Source organism: Vicinamibacterales bacterium (genome assembly GCA_035699745.1).
In the GTDB taxonomy this organism is placed as follows: Bacteria; Acidobacteriota; Vicinamibacteria; order Vicinamibacterales; family 2-12-FULL-66-21; genus JAICSD01.
Window position 1 is genome coordinate 63,119 of the sequence record DASSPH010000072.1, and the last position, 16,321, is coordinate 79,439.

General features: G+C 69.4%; 13 protein-coding genes and 1 tRNA gene. 5 read left to right on the forward strand and 9 right to left on the reverse strand.

The genetic code is table 11. From position 1 onward, the window contains the following. Nucleotides 1–7: 7 nt before the first annotated feature. The 4 genes from VFK57_17795 to VFK57_17810 form a co-directional block, all read right to left on the reverse strand. Nucleotides 8–460: a chemotaxis protein CheW gene (locus VFK57_17795; GenBank protein HET7697575.1), complete on the reverse strand. Its 453-nt coding sequence runs from the start codon at nucleotides 458–460 to the stop codon at nucleotides 8–10. After that, the gene (locus VFK57_17800) at nucleotides 460–2,400 is read right to left on the reverse strand and encodes a chemotaxis protein CheA (GenBank protein ID HET7697576.1); all 1,941 of its coding nucleotides are present in this window, start codon (nucleotides 2,398–2,400) and stop codon (nucleotides 460–462) included. The genes VFK57_17795 and VFK57_17800 overlap by 1 nt, the downstream gene beginning before the upstream one ends. Continuing rightward, nucleotides 2,397–2,810 (reverse strand): response regulator, encoded by a 414-nt coding sequence (locus VFK57_17805; GenBank protein HET7697577.1) that lies wholly within the window; start codon nucleotides 2,808–2,810, stop codon nucleotides 2,397–2,399. The genes VFK57_17800 and VFK57_17805 overlap by 4 nt, the downstream gene beginning before the upstream one ends. 66 nt (nucleotides 2,811–2,876) lie before the next feature. Next, nucleotides 2,877–3,695: a response regulator gene (locus tag VFK57_17810; GenBank protein HET7697578.1), complete on the reverse strand. Its 819-nt coding sequence runs from the start codon at nucleotides 3,693–3,695 to the stop codon at nucleotides 2,877–2,879. Between the two features lie 117 nt (nucleotides 3,696–3,812). On the opposite strand from VFK57_17810, the gene VFK57_17815 reads away from it, so the two are divergent. From VFK57_17815 to VFK57_17830, 4 genes are all read left to right on the forward strand, one after another. Further along, nucleotides 3,813–4,763 carry a GGDEF domain-containing protein gene (locus VFK57_17815; protein HET7697579.1) on the forward strand — a complete coding sequence of 317 codons (951 nt, stop codon included), beginning with the start codon at nucleotides 3,813–3,815 and terminating at the stop codon, nucleotides 4,761–4,763. A 38-nt stretch (nucleotides 4,764–4,801) separates the two neighbouring features. Continuing rightward, nucleotides 4,802–4,876 (forward strand) — tRNA-His (locus VFK57_17820). Between the two features lie 209 nt (nucleotides 4,877–5,085). After that, nucleotides 5,086–8,229, forward strand: a complete 3,144-nt coding sequence (locus tag VFK57_17825; protein HET7697580.1) for an Ig-like domain-containing protein — start codon at nucleotides 5,086–5,088, stop codon at nucleotides 8,227–8,229. A gap of 19 nt (nucleotides 8,230–8,248) precedes the next feature. Further along, nucleotides 8,249–8,464 carry a hypothetical protein gene (locus VFK57_17830; GenBank protein ID HET7697581.1) on the forward strand — a complete coding sequence of 72 codons (216 nt, stop codon included), beginning with the start codon at nucleotides 8,249–8,251 and terminating at the stop codon, nucleotides 8,462–8,464. 84 nt (nucleotides 8,465–8,548) lie between these two features. On the opposite strand, the gene VFK57_17835 is transcribed toward VFK57_17830, so the two are convergent. The 4 genes from VFK57_17835 to VFK57_17850 form a co-directional block, all read right to left on the reverse strand. Next, nucleotides 8,549–9,409, reverse strand: coding sequence for a Ku protein (locus VFK57_17835; GenBank protein HET7697582.1), 861 nt, complete (start codon nucleotides 9,407–9,409; stop codon nucleotides 8,549–8,551). 62 nt (nucleotides 9,410–9,471) lie between these two features. After that, nucleotides 9,472–12,507 (reverse strand): TonB-dependent receptor, encoded by a 3,036-nt coding sequence (locus tag VFK57_17840; protein ID HET7697583.1) that lies wholly within the window; start codon nucleotides 12,505–12,507, stop codon nucleotides 9,472–9,474. Between the two features lie 172 nt (nucleotides 12,508–12,679). Beyond that, nucleotides 12,680–13,627 carry a M48 family metalloprotease gene (locus VFK57_17845; protein ID HET7697584.1) on the reverse strand — a complete coding sequence of 316 codons (948 nt, stop codon included), beginning with the start codon at nucleotides 13,625–13,627 and terminating at the stop codon, nucleotides 12,680–12,682. Beyond that, nucleotides 13,624–14,034, reverse strand: coding sequence for a BlaI/MecI/CopY family transcriptional regulator (locus tag VFK57_17850; GenBank protein HET7697585.1), 411 nt, complete (start codon nucleotides 14,032–14,034; stop codon nucleotides 13,624–13,626). The genes VFK57_17845 and VFK57_17850 overlap by 4 nt, the downstream gene beginning before the upstream one ends. Before the next feature lie 96 nt (nucleotides 14,035–14,130). On the opposite strand from VFK57_17850, the gene ligD reads away from it, so the two are divergent. After that, on the forward strand, nucleotides 14,131–16,164 hold the full coding sequence (gene ligD / locus VFK57_17855) for a DNA ligase D (protein HET7697586.1): 2,034 nt from the start codon (nucleotides 14,131–14,133) through the stop codon (nucleotides 16,162–16,164). On the opposite strand, the gene VFK57_17860 is transcribed toward ligD, so the two are convergent. Further along, entirely contained in the window at nucleotides 16,161–16,316 is a 156-nt protein-coding gene (locus VFK57_17860) for a hypothetical protein (protein ID HET7697587.1), read from the reverse strand. The genes ligD and VFK57_17860 overlap by 4 nt on opposite strands. Between the last annotated feature and the right edge of the window lie 5 nt (nucleotides 16,317–16,321).

Genomic DNA, 16,321 nt, shown 5'->3' on the forward strand with positions numbered 1-16,321 from the left:
TGCCTCTTCATGCATGGGTTTCGAGCACCGGATCGCTGAACGTGAGGACCGCCTCCAGGTTCAGCACGAGAATCAGGCGATCGCCGATGTTGGCGACGCCTTCGAGATACCGGCCGCTCAGGCCGGTCAGCGCCGCCGCCGGCGGCTGGATCGTCGAGGGATCGATCGACGCGAACTCGCGCGCCGCGTCCACCACCAGCCCCACCGTCCGGCCGCCGGCCCGGACGACGAGCAGGCGGGTCGACAGATCGTAGGGCGCGCGCTCGAAGCCGAAGCGCGCCCGCAGGTTCAGCGCCGGCACGACTTCGCCGCGCGAGAACACCACGCCGTCGAGGAACGCGGTCGCGTTCGGCACGGCGGTGACGTCTTCGATCATCTCGACGTGCGCGACGTCGCGGCTCCGCACGGCGTAGGTGGTCCCGGCAAGGGCAAACAGGATGAACGTCTCGGCCGCCGCCATCAGCGCCCTCCTGGTTCGGCCGTCCGCGCCGCGCGCGCCCGTGCGTGCCGCGCCAGATCGGGCAGGTTGAGGATCAGCACCACGCGGCCGTCGCCGAGATCCGTCGCCCCGGCGACGCCGTCGGCCTGCACCATTGCGTCGGACATGCCGCGGACCACGATCTCGCGCTGCCCGCTCACGCGATCCACCGCGATGCCCACCGCATCCTGGCCGGAGCCGACCACGAACGCGTGCAGCGCCCGCCGCGGCCGTTCGGCGAGGCCGAACAGCCGGCTGAGCCGCACCAGCGGCAGCGACCCGCCGCGGAAGGGCACGATCTCGTGCCGCTCGACCGCGCGGATCGACGCCGGATCCACTTCGACGATCTCCCGCACGTTCCCCTGCGGCACCGCGAACGTCCGCTCGCCGACATGGGCGATGAACGCGTCCGCAATCGACAGCGTCAGCGGCAGCTCGATGACGAAGCGCGTCCCCTCCCCCGGAGCGGTCTGCAGCGACAGCGTGCCGTTCAGCTCTTCGACGGTCGACTTGACCACCGCCATGCCGACGCCGCGGCCGCTGGCGCGATCGGTCTCGTCGCGGGTCGAGAACCCCGGAGCGCAAATCAGATCGAGGAGCGTGCGCGGATCGAGCGGTCCCGCCGGCACCTCGAGCCCCAGCGCCTGCGCGCGGGCCGCCACCGCCGCCGCATCGATGCCGCGGCCGTCGTCGGCGATCTCGAGCACGACGGTGTGGCCGACGCTGGCGGCGGACAACGTGAGGGTCCCTTCCTCCGGCTTCCCGGCGGCGAGCCGCTGGCCGGGCGGCTCGAACCCGTGGCTCACGGCGTTGCGCACGAGGTGCAGCACCGGATCCATCATCCGCTCGATCAGGAACTTGTCGATCTCCGTCTCCTGTCCGTGCAGCTCCAGCCGCACGCGGCGGCCGGAGTCGCGCGCCAGATCGCGGACGACGAACGGCATCCGGCGGAAGATTTCGCCGATCGGGACGAGGCGGAGGCGCGTCACCCCTTCGCGCATGTCGCGGAGATGGCGATCGAGCGTCTGCGCGTGCTCCTGCACGACGCGCCACTCGACCGGCGGCACCCGCGCCGCGATGCGGTCGAGCGCCGCATCGAGCCGTGCCCGGCTGATCACCAGGTCGCCGATGATGCGCATGAGATCGTCGAGGCGCGTGAGGTCGACCCGGACGACGTGCGACGGGCCGACGCGCTGCGCCTCCCGCGGTGACGGCTCCGCGGCGGGCGCCGGCTCGGCGGCGTCCTCGACGACGGGGGCGGCCTCGATGCCGTCCTCCTGCCACCTGGCGACGGTGTCGGCGTCGAGATCGGCGGCGAGCAGGAACTCGAAGGCGATGCCCCCCGACATGATGCGCGGGGACGCCGTGCGGATCTCGCCGCGATCGCGCAGCCGGGCGCGGACGCTGTCGACGTTGATGCCGCGGGCGAGCAGCGCCGCGGAGGGGGCGAAGGTGACGCGCCACAGCGGCCGCGAATCGGGCGGCGCCGCCGCCGGGACGCCCGGAGCCGTCACCGTGTCGGGCGCGGTCGCCGCGAGCATTCCGATCACCCGCTCCGACGCGGGCGCGGGTTCGTTGTCGCGCCGCGCGGCGATGATCCGCTCCAGCAGATCGACGCCGGCGACGAGCGCGTCCAGCCCTTCGTCCGTGAGGCGGGCATCGCGCTGCCGCAGCCCGCGGAGATAGCTTTCCATGTGGTGCGCCAGCGTCTCCGCTTCGCGCAGCTCCACCATCCCGGAGATCCCCTTGATCGAATGAAAGCTGCGGAACAGCTCTTCGAGCACGGCAGGCCGCACCGGCTCGTGCGAGGCGGCGGAGGATTCGAGATCGAGCAGCAGCCGCCGCATCGCCGCGAGGTGCTCGTCACACTCGGCGAAGTACTCGTCCATGAAGCCGGCGGCGAACGGCGTCTCGTCGCTCATGCCTTCTCGACGCGTTCCGGAGTGGAGCCGCCGGTGAGCGCGCGCGCGTGCCCGGCGAGCGCGTGCGGCGCGAACGGCTTGGTCAGATACAACGAGGCGCCGGCGGCGAGCGCGGCGGCGCGGCTGTCCTCGTCGCCGCGCGTGGTGAGCACGATGACCGGCAGCCTGCGGAACAGCGGATGATTGCGCACGAAGCGCAGCACCTCCAGCCCGTGCATGTCCGGCATGTTCAGATCGAGCACCATCAGCCCGACCGGTCCGAGCGCGAGCTGCTCGATGGCTTCGAGTCCGCTGCTGGCTTCCGAAAACCCGCCATGACAGACGTCGCGGAGCGACGCCATCACCATGCGGCGCATTGTTGGAGAGTCGTCCACTATCAGGGTTCGGTCCATGGTCCGCGGACCTATCATTCTCGCCGATCTCGCGAGCCGCCCTGCCCGGATTTGCACCGGACCTGCGGCGACGAAACGGCTGAGTTAAGCGCCGCCGTCCGGCAGCAACGCGGGCGGGACCGACTGGAGCAGCGAGAGGTGACAGCCCGGCAGGATGTCGGCGAGCGCCGCGAAGCGGGCCTCCACCTCTCCGCCGGATGGTTTCGTCAGAACGTAGGCGCCGGATTGCGTCCCCGCGCGGACGAATTGAGACCACGCCTTCCGTCCGTCGGCCAGCACGCGCGGCGGCGTGAGATCCCACACGTGCAGCGAGAGCAGCTCCTCGCGCGAGCGTCCGGTCAGCGCGCACGCGGCGTCGTTGACCCCGATGTAGTGCGCCGCGTCGTCGGCCACGAGCGCGGCAGGGGTGTCGCCGTCCGCGGCGACCTCGCTCACCAATTCGAGGATCTGGCTGACGTCGCTCGTGCGCGGCACGGCAGCCGCGCGGGTGCGCACGGCATCGAGCTGCCGGAGCAGCCGGGCAGCGGCGCGGTCGAGCATCGCGGCCGTCACGTTGCCGATCAACTGATCGGGCAGGACCGGCTTCAGCAGGATGCGATCGAACAGCTCGGAAGCGCGGGCGCCGGCATCGCCGACGAAGGCCCTGCCGCTGACGAGCACAATCGGTGTGGCCGCGCTACCCGGCAGGTCGCGGACGCGCTCGGCCAGCCTCAACCCGTCCTCGCCCGGCAGGGTGAAGTCCGTGACGATCGCGTCCGGGCGCCGCGCCTGCGCGAGTTCGACACCCTGCGACGTCGTGCCGGCGGCCAGAACGTCGAAGCCGCGTGCCTCCAGACTCCACGCGTACATCTCGCGTGTATCGACATCGTCGTCCACCATGAGGACGAGCGGGCGTGTGCGCATTTTGCCGGGTGGGGCTAAGTATAACCCGAGCCGGCGCTTGTCGGATGTTCGCGGTGCGCCTTGCGCTGGAACGAAAAGCGGCACAGCCCTTGTAACTTCTGACGCGGCATCTCCACTATGGGACCCGTACGCACCCCCAAGAACAACGAGCGCACGACAGCAGAGCTGCGAGAGTGGGTCCAGGACCGCCTGCAGCTCGACGCCGAGCGCGAGGCGGAGCTGCTGCAGCGCGTCGAGGACGTGGTGTCGCGGCAGCGGCAGCTCGTCGAGGAATCGAAGCACGATGCCATCCGCGCCCTCTCCGAAGGGTTCGCGGAGAAGATGGACCGCCTGCAGCACCAGCTGACGGAAAAAGACGTGACGGTGAGCAATATCGCGCGCTACTTCGAGGAAGTGGTGGCGGACCTGACCGACAAGAGCCATCGCGATCCGAAGACCAAGCTTCTCAACTTCGACTGGTTCATGGAGCGCGTGGAATCGTACCTCGCGGTGGAACAGCGCGTGCGCTGGTGCTCGGTCGGGGTCGTCGACATCAACAGCTTCAAGTGGTACAACGACAATCTCGGGCACGCGATCGGCGACCGCATCATCGAAGGGGTCGCGCGGATCCTCGCCGACCAGATTCGCTCGCAGGATTTCCTCGCGGTCGAGCGCGGCGAGGGGCGCGACCTGCACGCGCGCTTCGGCGGCGACGAGTTCTGCTTCCTCATTCCCGACCTGCCCGGCTGCAGTCAGGCGGTGGAGATCGCCAGCCGCTTCAAGACGGCGGTGGAATCCCACGACTGGTCGCGCGAGGAGCGCCGGCTCAGCTCGCGGCCGGTGAACGTCGACGTCGGCGTCGTGTGCCTCAGGATGGGGCCGATCGGCGAGCGGCGCGGGTTCGCGCGGAAGCTCGCGGCCGAGCTCATTCAGCGCGCGGACATGCTGATGTACGACGCCAAGGGCCGGAAGTCGGAGCGCGTCCACTGCACCGCCGTCGCGGTGTCGAACGGGCACCTCTCCGAGCTCGGCGTGGACGCGGACGACGAGGACGATTCCCGCGGAGACGTCGCCACCGCGCGGGCGTGATACAGTTAAGGGCTCCGCCGCCAATCACGCGACGAATGGTGGGTGTAGCTCAAAGGTAGAGCACCGGACTGTGGCTCCGGACGCTGCGGGTTCGAGTCCCGTCATCCACCCCACCCATTTCGCGGTCTTTTTTCCCAACTGAGCTTCGCCCCGCAAGGTATTGCGGACGCTCGACCTCGCCCGCCGGCTCGGAAGCCGGTTACCGGACGGTCGAGTTACGCTCCTTGCCCGATCTGGGGCATTGGCTTCTCAACCGCGCGAACGGCCGGGCTCGAATCCGTCAGACAAAAGTGGCATCAGCCTCGCAGTGGCGTCGAGCGCTGTGACTAATGGACGTGTTTCGTACCTCATTACTGTTGCGCTCGCCGCATTCTTCCTCGGCCTCGCCGAACGCCCCGCCGCCGCCCAGTTCCTGGCGCCGCAGGAACGGCTGTGCGACCCGACGTTCGAGGACTGCCGCGCCGACATCCTCAAGTACATCCAGCAGGAAAGCCAGCAGATCGACATGGCCTACTGGATGATGACGGACGCGCGCTACTCGAACGAGCTGGTCCGCGCCGCCCAGCGCGGCGTGAAGATCCGGCTGCTGATGGATCCGCGCTGCTCGGGGTCGCATCCCGCCTGCACGGCGCAGAACGATCAGCTGCGCGACGCCGGGCTGCCGATGCGCAACCGCGTCGCCGGCGGCATCCTGCACTGGAAGATGATCATCTTCGCGTCGCAGGGGCAGGTCCAGTTCGCCGGCGCCAACTACGCGCCGTTCGAACTGACGCCGGAGATCCCCTACGTCAACTTCACCGACGAGATCGTCTACTTCAGCAAGGATCCGTCGATCGTCCGCAGCTTCATGACCAAGTTCGACGATCTCTGGATCAGCACGACCGAGTTCGCCAACTACGCCAACATCGGCCCCAACGAGCCGCTGGTGCGGAGCTATCCGATTTCGCCGATCGATCCGCAGCTCAACTTCCCGCCCGACGAGAGCTACCGGTCCCGCGCCATCAGCGCCTACAACCAGGAGCAGCAGCAGATCGACGTGATGATGTTCCGCATCACCGACGAGCAGCACACCAACGCGATGATCGCGGCGATGCAGCGCGGCGTGCCGGTGCGGCTGATCACCGACGAGACCGAGTACCGCAACGCCTCGCGCCTGTGGGACGCCTACAACGTCGACAAGATGTGGAAGGCGGGCGCGCAGGTGCGCTTCGACGGGCACCAGGGCATCAACCACGCCAAGCTGGTCATGCTGCGCGGCACCAGCTTCTCGATCTTCGGCTCGTCGAACTGGACCTCGCCGTCGAGCGACTCGCAGCGCGAGCACAACATGTTCACGTCGCAGCCGTGGATCTACGACTATCTCGAGGCGCTGTTCGAGCGGAAGTGGACCAACGGCCACGGCGAGATCGAGACCAAGCCCTTCACGCCGCTGCCGCCCGACCATCCGAGCTACAACCTGCCGGCGAACGGCGCCACCAACGTGCCGACGACCGGCGTCTCGCTGTCGTTCGACGCCGGGCTGTGGGCGCATCTCTACGACATCTACTTCGGCACGACGCCGAATCCGCCGCTGCTCGAGGCGAACCGGCGGCTCGGCCCGAGCCAGTACTTCGGCGACTACCGGTATTACGCCTTGCCGCCGCTGCAGCCGGGCACCCGCTACTACTGGCGGATCGTCTCGAAGACGATGGCGTACATGGAGGCGGATGGTCCGATCTGGAGCTTCACCACTGCCGGCACCGCCCCCGGCAACCTGCCGCCGTCGGTCGCGATCACGTCTCCGGCGAGCGGCGCCACGTTCACCGCGCCGGCCACCATCACGGTGACGACGAACGCGTCGGACAGCGACGGGACGGTGACGAAGGTCGACGTGTTCGCCAACGGTACGCTCGTCGGCACCTCGTCGTCGGCGCCGTTCACCGTCGTCTGGAACAATGCCGCCGCCGGCACCTACAACCTGACGGCGGTCGCGACCGACAACGGCGGCGCGTCCACGACGTCCTCGCCGGTGTCGATCACGGTGACGGAGGGACAGCCGCCGCCGAGCGGACTTCCGGCGGGGTGGAGCGCCGCCGACGTCGGCGCGACCGGCGCCACCGGGCGCTCGACGTTCTCGAACGGCGTGTACTCCGTGACGGGCGCGGGGGCGGACGTCTGGGGCACCGCGGACGCGTTCCAGTATGCGTATCGCACCCTGACCGGCGACGGCACCATCGTCGCGCGCGTGACCTCGATTCAGAACGTGAACGCCTGGGTCAAGGCCGGCGTCATGATCCGGAATTCGCTGTCGCCATCCGCGGCGCATGGATTCATGCTCGTCGCGGCGTCGGCGACCAAGGGCGTGCCCTTCCAGCGCCGCACGTCGGACGGAGCGGCCAGCGTCAGCAGCCCGGGCAGCCAGAACACGGCGCCGCGCTGGGTGAAGCTGGTGCGCGCCGGCAATCTGATTACCGGGTACGAGTCGGCCGACGGCGCGACGTGGACGGTGGTCGGCAGCGACACCTTCGCGATGGGCTCGACGGTCCTCGTGGGCCTCGCCGTGTCGAGCCACGTCAGCGGCGTGACCGCGACGGCGACGTTCGACAACGTCACGGTCTCGTCGAGCACGCCGCCGCCGGCCAACCAGCCGCCGAGCGTGGCGCTGACGAGTCCGGCGTCGGGCGCGAGCTACACGGCGCCGGCGACGATCAGTGTCGCGGCGGCGGCGAGCGACAGCGACGGCACGGTGGCGAAGGTGGACTTCTACGTGGGCACGACGCTGATGGGAACGGACACGACCTCCCCGTACGCGTTGACGTGGTCGAACGTGCCGGCAGGAACCTATACCCTCACCGCGCGCGCGACGGATGACGACGGCGCGGTGACCACGTCGGCGGGCGTGACCGTCACGGTGAGCAGCCAGCCGCCGCCGACGGGTCTGCCGTCGGGGTGGTCGCACGCGGACATCGGCGCGACGACGATCGCCGGCGACGCCACGTTCTCGAACGGCGTGTACTCGGTGACCGGATCGGGCGCCGACATCTGGGGCACGGCGGACGCGTTCCACTTCGCGTATCGCTCGCTGAGCGGCGACGGCACCATCGTCGCCCGCGTCGCCTCGATCCCGCAGGGCATCCACGCCTGGGTCAAGGCCGGCGTGATGATCCGCGCCTCGCTCTCGGCGGGATCGCCCCACGCATTCATGCTGGCGTCGGCGGCGAAAGGGATGGCGTTCCAGCGCCGCGGGCTGGCGGGCGGCACCAGCGTCAGCACGGCGGGGACGCTGTCCACGGCGCCGCGCTGGGTGAAGCTGCAGCGCAACGGCAACCTGTTCACTGCCTACGAATCGGCCAACGGCGTGAACTGGACGCTCGTCGGCAGCGACAGCATTTCGATGCCGGCGACCGTCTACGTCGGTCTGGCGGTCACCAGCCACAACACCGCGGCCGCTGCCACGTGCACGCTGGATTCGGTCGTCGTGCAGTAGTGCTATAGTCGCGTTTCCGATGGAAACGCGCGAACTGGAGCGGATCGCGCGGATCGTGCTGCGCGAACTCGGCGCCGGCGATCCGCCAGTGAGCGTGAGCCCTGATGCCAGGCCGGACAGCTGGCGGATCGACGTCGGCGGGAACGCCCCCGCGACGTTGACGGTCCGGGCCGGATCCGGCACCACCGCTCAGTACGTGCGCGAGCAGATCTTCAAGCAGTTCGGCAGCCGGTAGTCCGGCGGTCGGGCGCGTGGACCGGCGCCCGGGGACGACCGGCGGCCTCGAACACAGCGCGCACAGAGACGCGCGGAGCGGGCTCTAACCGCGGGCGCGCTTCTTCGCCGGCGCGGCCTTCGCCTTCGCCGGAGCCTCGGCCTCGACTTTCACCGTCTTCTTCTTGGTGCTGCTCACCCGATCGAGGCTCTGGCGCAGCGCGTCCATCAGGTTCACCACCTTCGGCGGCGCCTGCTCCTCGGTCGCCACCACTTCCTCGCCCGCGATCTTCGCGTCGATGATGCGCTGCAGCTCCTCCTGGTAGGCGTCGTTGTAGTCGGCGAGGTTCAGCTCGCCCTCGAAGTTCGAGATGACCTGCTTGGCCATCTTGATCTCCTCGGGCTTCACCTTGGCGGGGACGCCGGCGAGCTCGTCGATCGCATCCATGCTGCGCACCTCGTTGGCGCGCCGCATGGTGTACATCACCAGCCCCTTGTCCTTCGGCTGCACCGCGACCAGGTACTCGCGCCCGTAGAGCGCCAGCCGGCCGATGCCCGCCTTCCCTTTCATCCCCTCGCGAATCACCGCGAACGCCTCCAGCGCCATCTGGCCGTCGGGCGCCAGATAGTACGGCCGCTCGACGTAGATCGGATCGATCGACTCGACCGGCGTGAACTGCACGAGATCGATGACGCGCGTCGACTCGGGCCGGACCTTGGAGAGATCCTCCTCGTCCATGACGACGTAGCGCCCCTTCTCGAACTCGTAGCCCTTGACGATCTCGGCCAGTGGGATCTCCCGCTCGCACTTCGGACACCAGCGCTTCTGCTGGATCCGCGTCTGGCACTCGCCGTGGAGCTGGTTGAAGCTGATCGTCGCCGCCGAGTCCGTGGCGGGAAAGACCCGCACCGGGATGTTGACCAGCGAGATCTTCAGAAAGCCTTTCCAGGTGGGTCTTGCAGCCATGCGGGAATTATCGGCCGGATGGCGTCAAAGCGCCATCCGGTTGCACACATCTGCACACCCGCTCAGAACACGAAACGCGCCTGAAACTGGAACATGCGCGGCGGGTCGATGTTGGCCAGCGCCGGCAGGGCGTTCGCCGCCGCGCCCGCCGCCACCACCTGGCCGAACGTCGGATTGGCGGCGGCGGCATCGCCGTACGTGGTCTGCGCCCGCCCCAGGATGTTGGCGTGGTTGAAGAAGTTGAACCCCTCCATCCGCAGCAGGATGGCGTGGCCGCCCATCTTCAGCCGCCCCTCGACGAACAGCCCGACGTCCTGGGTGCCGGTGCCGCGGAAGGCGGACTTGGGCAGCACCGCGCCGTTGACCACCGGGCGATCGTTGTTGGCGCCGTCGCCGTTGTTGTCGATGCCGGTCACGGCATTGAAGGGGCGCGCCGACGCGAACTGCATCAGCGTGCCGGCGGTGATGTCGTAGGGAAGGGCGTAGCTCGCGGTGATCACCGCGCGGTGGCGCTGATCGACGACGCTCGGGCCGCGCTCCTCCTCGCCGAGGCGGGCGATGTTGGGGTCGTTCGGACCGATGCCGTTGCCGTCCGGCTCCGTCGTGTTCGTCGCCTTCGCGAGCGTGTAGCTGAGCGCCGCCTGGAACCTGGCGCTGCCGCGATAGCTGATCTGCGCCTGCAGGCCGTCGTAGTCGGCGGTGCCGAGATTCATCAGCACGTTGACGTTCCGCACCCCGCCGTTGACTGGAACGATCGGCCGCGTGGCGTTCGCCGCGGCGACCGTCCGCACCTGGCCGGGGGCGGTGCGGTCGAACGGCGCCGGCGCGTTGAGATCGACGCTGCGATCGAGATCGGTCCAGTGCTGGTGCACGTAGTCGGCGCCGGCGAGCAGCCCGCGCGCGATCTGGCGCTCGACGCCGATCGACGTCACCTGGCTGCGCGGGTTGACGAACGCGCCGGGATAGTCCGGCAGCCGATCGAAGTCCAGGCCGTAGCTGGCGAACTGCGCGCGATGGAAAGCCGCCTGCCCGGCGCGGATCGTGATGTTGCGCGCCGGCTGCTGCGACAACGGCAGCGTCCGCGGATCGACGGCCACCGGCACGCAGGTCAGGCAGACCGGGAACCCGGTCTGCCCCGGCGCCGCGGTGTAGCTGACGATGCCGTCGAGGCCGCCGGTCAGCGCGCTCGCCAGCGCGTTGGCGCGGATCTGCGTGTAATACATCGCGTAGCCGCCGCGCACCACCGTGCCCGCGCCGTTCGCCGGATGCCACGCGAAGCCGAGACGCGGCGCCACGTTGTCGGCGTCCGTCGTCAGCGTCTGGCGGTCGTAGCGCAGGCCGGCGTCGAGCGTGAACTGATCGCTGACCCGGAAGCGATCCTGCACGAAGAGCACCGACATCCACTGCTGCATCTCATAGCTGGTGATGCCGTAGCTGACCGGCTGCGAGTACTGCTGCACGTCGGCCAGCGTCAGCGCGCTGAACGGCGCCGTCGTCGTGCTCAGGAACGTGAAGGTGCCGAGCGTGGCCTGGCCGGGCTCGCTGCCGCTGCCGCCGGTGGCGTGCCGGATGATGCTGCCGCCGGCGCGGACGTTGTGATGGCCGCGCGACCACGACACCGTGTCGGCGAACTGAAACTGGTGGCCCCGGATGTCGGCGGCGCGCGACTCGCCGATGGTGAACGGCACCGGGCCGCCGCGGGTATACGCCGTCGACGGGTTCTGCGCCTCCCACAGCGTCACCGGCGCGCCGTCGAGATACGCGGCACGCGCCTCGTTGAGCAGGGTAGCGCGCACGACCGCCGTGTGATTGACCTGCGCCGAACGCGAGCCGCGCGTGTAGCGCCGCGCCACCGTCGGCGCGCTGGTGCCGACCACCGCGTCGTTCGGGTTGGTGTCGTAGAAGCGATCGTAATTGACGCGCACCATGAGCGACTGCGCAGAGGAGAGCTTGTGATCGAGCCGTCCGTTGAACAGCCGCTGGCGGTACTTGCCGACGTATTCGAGACTGCCGTTCGCCGGCAGCACGAAGGCCGGCAGCGTGCTCGACAGAAACGTCGTCCGGTCCTGCAGCGTGTAGTCCCCCGAGGCGAAGAAGAACGTCTTGCCCCTCGCGATCGGGCCGCCCGCCGAGGCCGACACCTGGTGCAGCTCGTCCGGCAGATCGGCCGGGTTGATCGCGGCGAGCGTCGGCGGCGTCGTGCAGGTCGGCACCGAGGGCGGGCAATACCCGGCCGTGCCGAACCTCCTCGCCTGCATGCCGCCCGGCCGTATCAGATAGATGCCTTCGCCGCGCACTGCGTTGGTGCCGGACTTGGTGACGATGTTGAACGCCGGGCCGGCGGTCCAGCCGAACTCGGCGGAAAACGCATTCGTCAGCACCGCCGCTTCCTGCACCGCGCCGAGCGGCAGCGTCGTCAGCATCGTCTGGCGTCCCCAGCCCTCGTCATTGCTGGCGCCGTCGAGCATGTAGGTCGTCGTGCGCCGGCTGCCGGAGCCGGTGATGAAGTAGGTGGCGTTGACGAAGAGATCGCCGGTTCCCTTCCCCTGACGGAAGGCGGAATTGAGCAGCGGGAGCGTGGTGATCTTGCGGCCGAGGATTGGCGTTTCGTCGATTGCGGCGCTGTCGAGCCGGCGGCCGATCTGCGCGTCGGCGCGGACGCCGGCGTCGGTGCCATAAACCATCACTTCGGCCTGCTCCGTGCCGACCAGCAGCCGCACGCGCAGCGTCGCGACCTCGCCGGAACGCAGGCTGATGGCGCCGCGCGTCTCGTCGCCGAACCCCGGCTTCGAAACCGTGACGGTGTAGGTGCCGGTGAGCGACAACGCCGGAAAGGAGGCGCTTCCGTCCGCGCCCGAGATCGATTCGCGCGCCGCGCCGGTCTGTGCGTTGACGACCGTCACCTTCGCGTCCCGCACCACGAGTCCGGCCTGATCGCTGACGATCACGACAATGCCGGCGTTGTTGGGAGATTGCCGCCGCGCGCGGGACGACGCGAGCGCCGGCCTGGCGGGCAGCAGCACCGCCAGCATCGCCAGCCCTCCCAGCATCAGCACGCGCAGCACGCTGCGCACCACGGCCAGCTTCTGCGCCTTCACTTGGTCATCACCATCTAGTCCTTGAAGTGACTCGCGCCCAATCGAGGGTCTGCGGTTTTGGTGAGGCGATCGACGGCCCGGTGCATCGGTTGCGGAAGCAGTCCGCAGCCCGGGAGTCTATTGAGAGGTGTCCGCTACTACCAGCGGTCGTAGCCTGGCCGGCCGGGCTCGATCAGGGAAGCGCGTGGACGAGCGTTTCGACGGCGCGATGGAGCGACGGCGCGGCCGCCATCGCGGCGGCGCCTGACGCGACCGCCGCGACGATGGCCAGCACGCGCCCGATCCCGTGGTGCGCCTGCCGCGCCGGCTCGGGCTGCACCAGCCGCCGCACGCGGGACTCGATGCTGCCGCCGAGGTAGAACGCGCTGGCCAGAGCCGGCGCTTCGGGAACCGGCGCGAGACGGGCGACGTGAATCAACGCCTGCGCCAGCTGCACCGAGCAGCGCGGATTGCCGTCGGCGACCGCCGCGTCGGCGGCTTCCTCCGCCGCCCGCGCCCACGCCCGATCCAGGCCGGCGCCAAGGAAGTCCGGGCAGGCGCGCATCAGGAGCCGCTTCAGGTTGTCGCGCTTGGCGACGTGCGCGCATTCGTGCCGCAGCATCGCGCGGACCTCGTCGTCCGGGCACTCGCGCAGCACGCGCTCGGCGATGAACAGCGCCGGCCGCGCCACGCCGACGACGGCGACGGTGGGGAACGATTCCTCGATGGCGAACACCGGCAGCGGCGCGTCGAAGCCCTGGAGCCGGCGGCCGCGCCGGCGCCACTCGCGAACCACGCGGCAGGTGGCGCGCCAGGCGGCGGCCGCGCGCCAGACGCCGCGGAACAGCAGCGCCGCCCCCGCCAGGGCGAGCAGCGTCAGCACCGCCGGCACCCGCTCGGTCGTGCCGCGCGGCTCGTAGGCGAGAAACACCGGAAGCACCAGGCCGAACGCGACGGCCCCGGCGATCCCCGCCGGCATCATCCGCAGCCGGAACAGCCCCGCGGCGCACACCGCCGGCGAATACGCCTTGAGCCGGCGCGCGATCGACGGCGCCGCGACGCTCACCGCCATCGATCCCAGGGCGGCGAAGACGGCGAAAATGCCCAACGCCACCGCGCCGCTGATCAGCCAGAACGTCATCGGCCGCTCTCCTGCTCGCGCCGCTTCTCGCGGACCAGCCGTTCGAGCTCGTCCAGGAGCCGCTCGTCGTGACGGCTCACCTCGTCGACGAACGACGAGAGGACCGGATGGGCGCTGTCACCGGACAGCAGCGGCTGCAGCGCGCGAGTCATGAACCCGGATTCCATCTCGGCGCGGGAACTGGCCGGCCGATAGAGGAACGCGCGGCCGCTTTTCTCGCGGTGCAGCACTCCCTTCTTGTGCAGCCGCTCCATCGTCGTCATCAAGGTCGTGTACGCGGCTGCCGGGAAATCGTCGCAAAGGTCGCGGACGGTGGCGTCGCCGCGGCGCCAGAGCGCCTCGAGCACGCGAAGCTCCAGCGCGCCGAAGACGGAGGCGAGGCCGGAGGGTTTGCGGCGGGAAAACACGGGGGAAGGATAGCAGAGATCAGTGCGCAGTGCGCGGTGCGCGGTGCGCAGTGCGGAGTGCGCAGTGCGCAGTGCGCGCGGCTAGAATCGGGGGGGATGGACTTGCGTCCGATGCTCGCGACGCTGGCCGAGGCGCCGCTGGTCAAGCAGGGGCTCGTTTACGAGCCGAAGTACGACGGCATCCGGGCGCTCGTCGAGATTCCTCCCAACGGGCGGGCGCGGCTCTGGTCGCGCAACGGGAATGAGAAGACGGCGCAGTTCCCGGCAATCGCCAACGCGCTGTCCGAGGCGAGCCGGCGCATCGGCCAACCGCTCGTGCTCGACGGCGAGATTGTCGCGCTCGACGAGCGCGGGAGGCCTGCCGGCTTCCAGCGGCTGCAGGGACGCATGCACCTCGGCGGCGCGAAGGATGTCGCACGCGCCGAACAGGCTCAGCCGGCGGCGTTCATCCTCTTCGACATCCTTCGGGACGGCGGCGATCTGTGCCGCCTGCCGTTGACCGATCGACGCCGGCGCCTCGAAGAAGTCTTCACGCGGCTCTTCCAGAAAGACAAGACCGGCATCCTCCGCATCAGCGAACAGGTGTCCGGCGATGCGACGGCGCTGCACGAGCGCGCGCTGAAGGAAGGCTGGGAGGGGCTGATCGTGAAAGAGGCGGGGTCCACGTATCAGCCGGGCCGCCGCTCCCCTGCGTGGCGGAAAATCAAGCTGCACCACCAGCAGGAATTCGTCGTCGGCGGCTGGACCGAGCCCCGCCAGACGCGGCAGTACTTCGGCGCGCTGCTGCTCGGCGTGCAGGAAGCCGGCGGTCTGAAGTACGTCGGCCACACCGGCACCGGCTTCGATGCGAAGGAGCTGGCGCGGGTCTCGAAGCTGCTCAAGGCGCGCGAGATCGATCGCTCGCCCTTCGCCGGGACGATCAAGACCAACGAGCCCGCACACTGGGCGAGACCCGAACTGGTCGCGCAGATTCGCTTCAGCGAATGGACGGCGGACGCGAAGCTCCGGCATCCGGTCTACCTCGGACTCCGCGACGACAAGAGCGCAGGCGACGTGGTCCGCGAAGGGCCGCAGGTGAGCGCCGCCGGACGGCAGACGGCCGCCTCGAACCGCACCGATCTCGACGCGCTGATCGCGCAGCTTCAGGCGCTCGAGGATGCCCGGAAGGACGGCGAAGTCACGCTTCCGGGCGGCGACCGCGTGAAGGTCACCAACCTGGCGAAGATCTTCTGGCCCGCGCTCGCCGCGTCGGGCGCGCGGCGGGCGGAGCCGGCGATTACGAAAGGAGAGCTGCTCCGTTACTACGTTCGCGTATCGCCGTTCCTGCTTCCGGCAGTTGCCGATCGTCCGCTGGTGATGAAGCGTTTTCCCAACGGGATCGCCGGGAAGGCGTTCTATCAGCAGCGCTCGCGCGAGGAGCGGCCGCCCGCCGGCGTGCGCATCGAGACGCTGCCCGATGACGCGGATCCGATCAGCGAGCCGGATGCGAAGCGGCTGGTCGGCGGATCGCTGACGACGCTGATCTACATGGCGCAGATCGCGGCCATTTCACAGGACCCGTGGTTCTCGCGCGTGCAGTCGCCGCTGGACGCAGACCACGTGGCGATCGATCTCGATCCGACCGAGCACGCGACGTTCGGCGCGGTCCGTGACGTCGCGCGCTGGGTCCGTGACGAGCTTGCCGCGCTCGGCATTCCCGGATTCCCCAAGACCTCCGGTTCGAGCGGCCTGCACATCTATATCCCGCTGCCGCCGGACACCTCGTACGAGTCGGGCATGCTGCTGTGCCAGATCGTCGCAACGCTGGTGGCCGCGCGCCACCCGAAACAGGCCACGGTGGAACGCACGGTGGCGCGGCGGCCGCGCGGCACGGTGTACCTGGATTACCTGCAGAACATTCTCGGAAAGACGCTGGCGACCGCCTACAGCGCGCGGGCCAGCGAGTACGCCGGGGTCTCGACGCCGCTCGCGTGGAAGGAAATCGACGACAGGCTGGATCCGCGGGCGTTCACGATCCGGACGGCGCCCGCCCGGTTTGCGGAGGTGGGGGATCTGTGGGAAGGCCTGCGGACCTCGAAGCCCGCAGACCTTCAGGCCGTGCTGAGGAAGTTCGCGAAACGCACGAACTAGAACGTCGCCCCCTCCTCGTCCTCTTCTTCTTCGGCGTCCAGGTCGTCGGCGTCCATGTCGTCGAACTCTTCGTCATCCGCCACGCCGCGCACCCGTTCGTCGGCGGCTCCGGTCATCGGTTCGTCGTCGTCGCGATTCCACTTGTCAGCCATGAGCC

Excerpts from the sequence above, each read along its gene's own strand:
- VFK57_17810 (HET7697578.1), bottom strand. The coding sequence starts at position 3,695 with ATGCGCACACGCCCGCTCGTCCTCATGGTGGACGACGATGTCGATACA.
- VFK57_17845 (HET7697584.1), bottom strand. The coding sequence starts at position 13,627 with ATGACGTTCTGGCTGATCAGCGGCGCGGTGGCGTTGGGCATTTTCGCC.
- VFK57_17815 (HET7697579.1), top strand. The coding sequence starts at position 3,813 with ATGGGACCCGTACGCACCCCCAAGAACAACGAGCGCACGACAGCAGAG.
- VFK57_17835 (HET7697582.1), bottom strand. The coding sequence starts at position 9,409 with ATGGCTGCAAGACCCACCTGGAAAGGCTTTCTGAAGATCTCGCTGGTC.
- VFK57_17795 (HET7697575.1), bottom strand. The coding sequence starts at position 460 with ATGGCGGCGGCCGAGACGTTCATCCTGTTTGCCCTTGCCGGGACCACC.
- VFK57_17805 (HET7697577.1), bottom strand. The coding sequence starts at position 2,810 with ATGATAGGTCCGCGGACCATGGACCGAACCCTGATAGTGGACGACTCT.
- VFK57_17800 (HET7697576.1), bottom strand. The coding sequence starts at position 2,400 with ATGAGCGACGAGACGCCGTTCGCCGCCGGCTTCATGGACGAGTACTTC.
- VFK57_17830 (HET7697581.1), top strand. The coding sequence starts at position 8,249 with ATGGAAACGCGCGAACTGGAGCGGATCGCGCGGATCGTGCTGCGCGAA.
- ligD (HET7697586.1), top strand. The coding sequence starts at position 14,131 with ATGGACTTGCGTCCGATGCTCGCGACGCTGGCCGAGGCGCCGCTGGTC.
- VFK57_17860 (HET7697587.1), bottom strand. The coding sequence starts at position 16,316 with ATGGCTGACAAGTGGAATCGCGACGACGACGAACCGATGACCGGAGCC.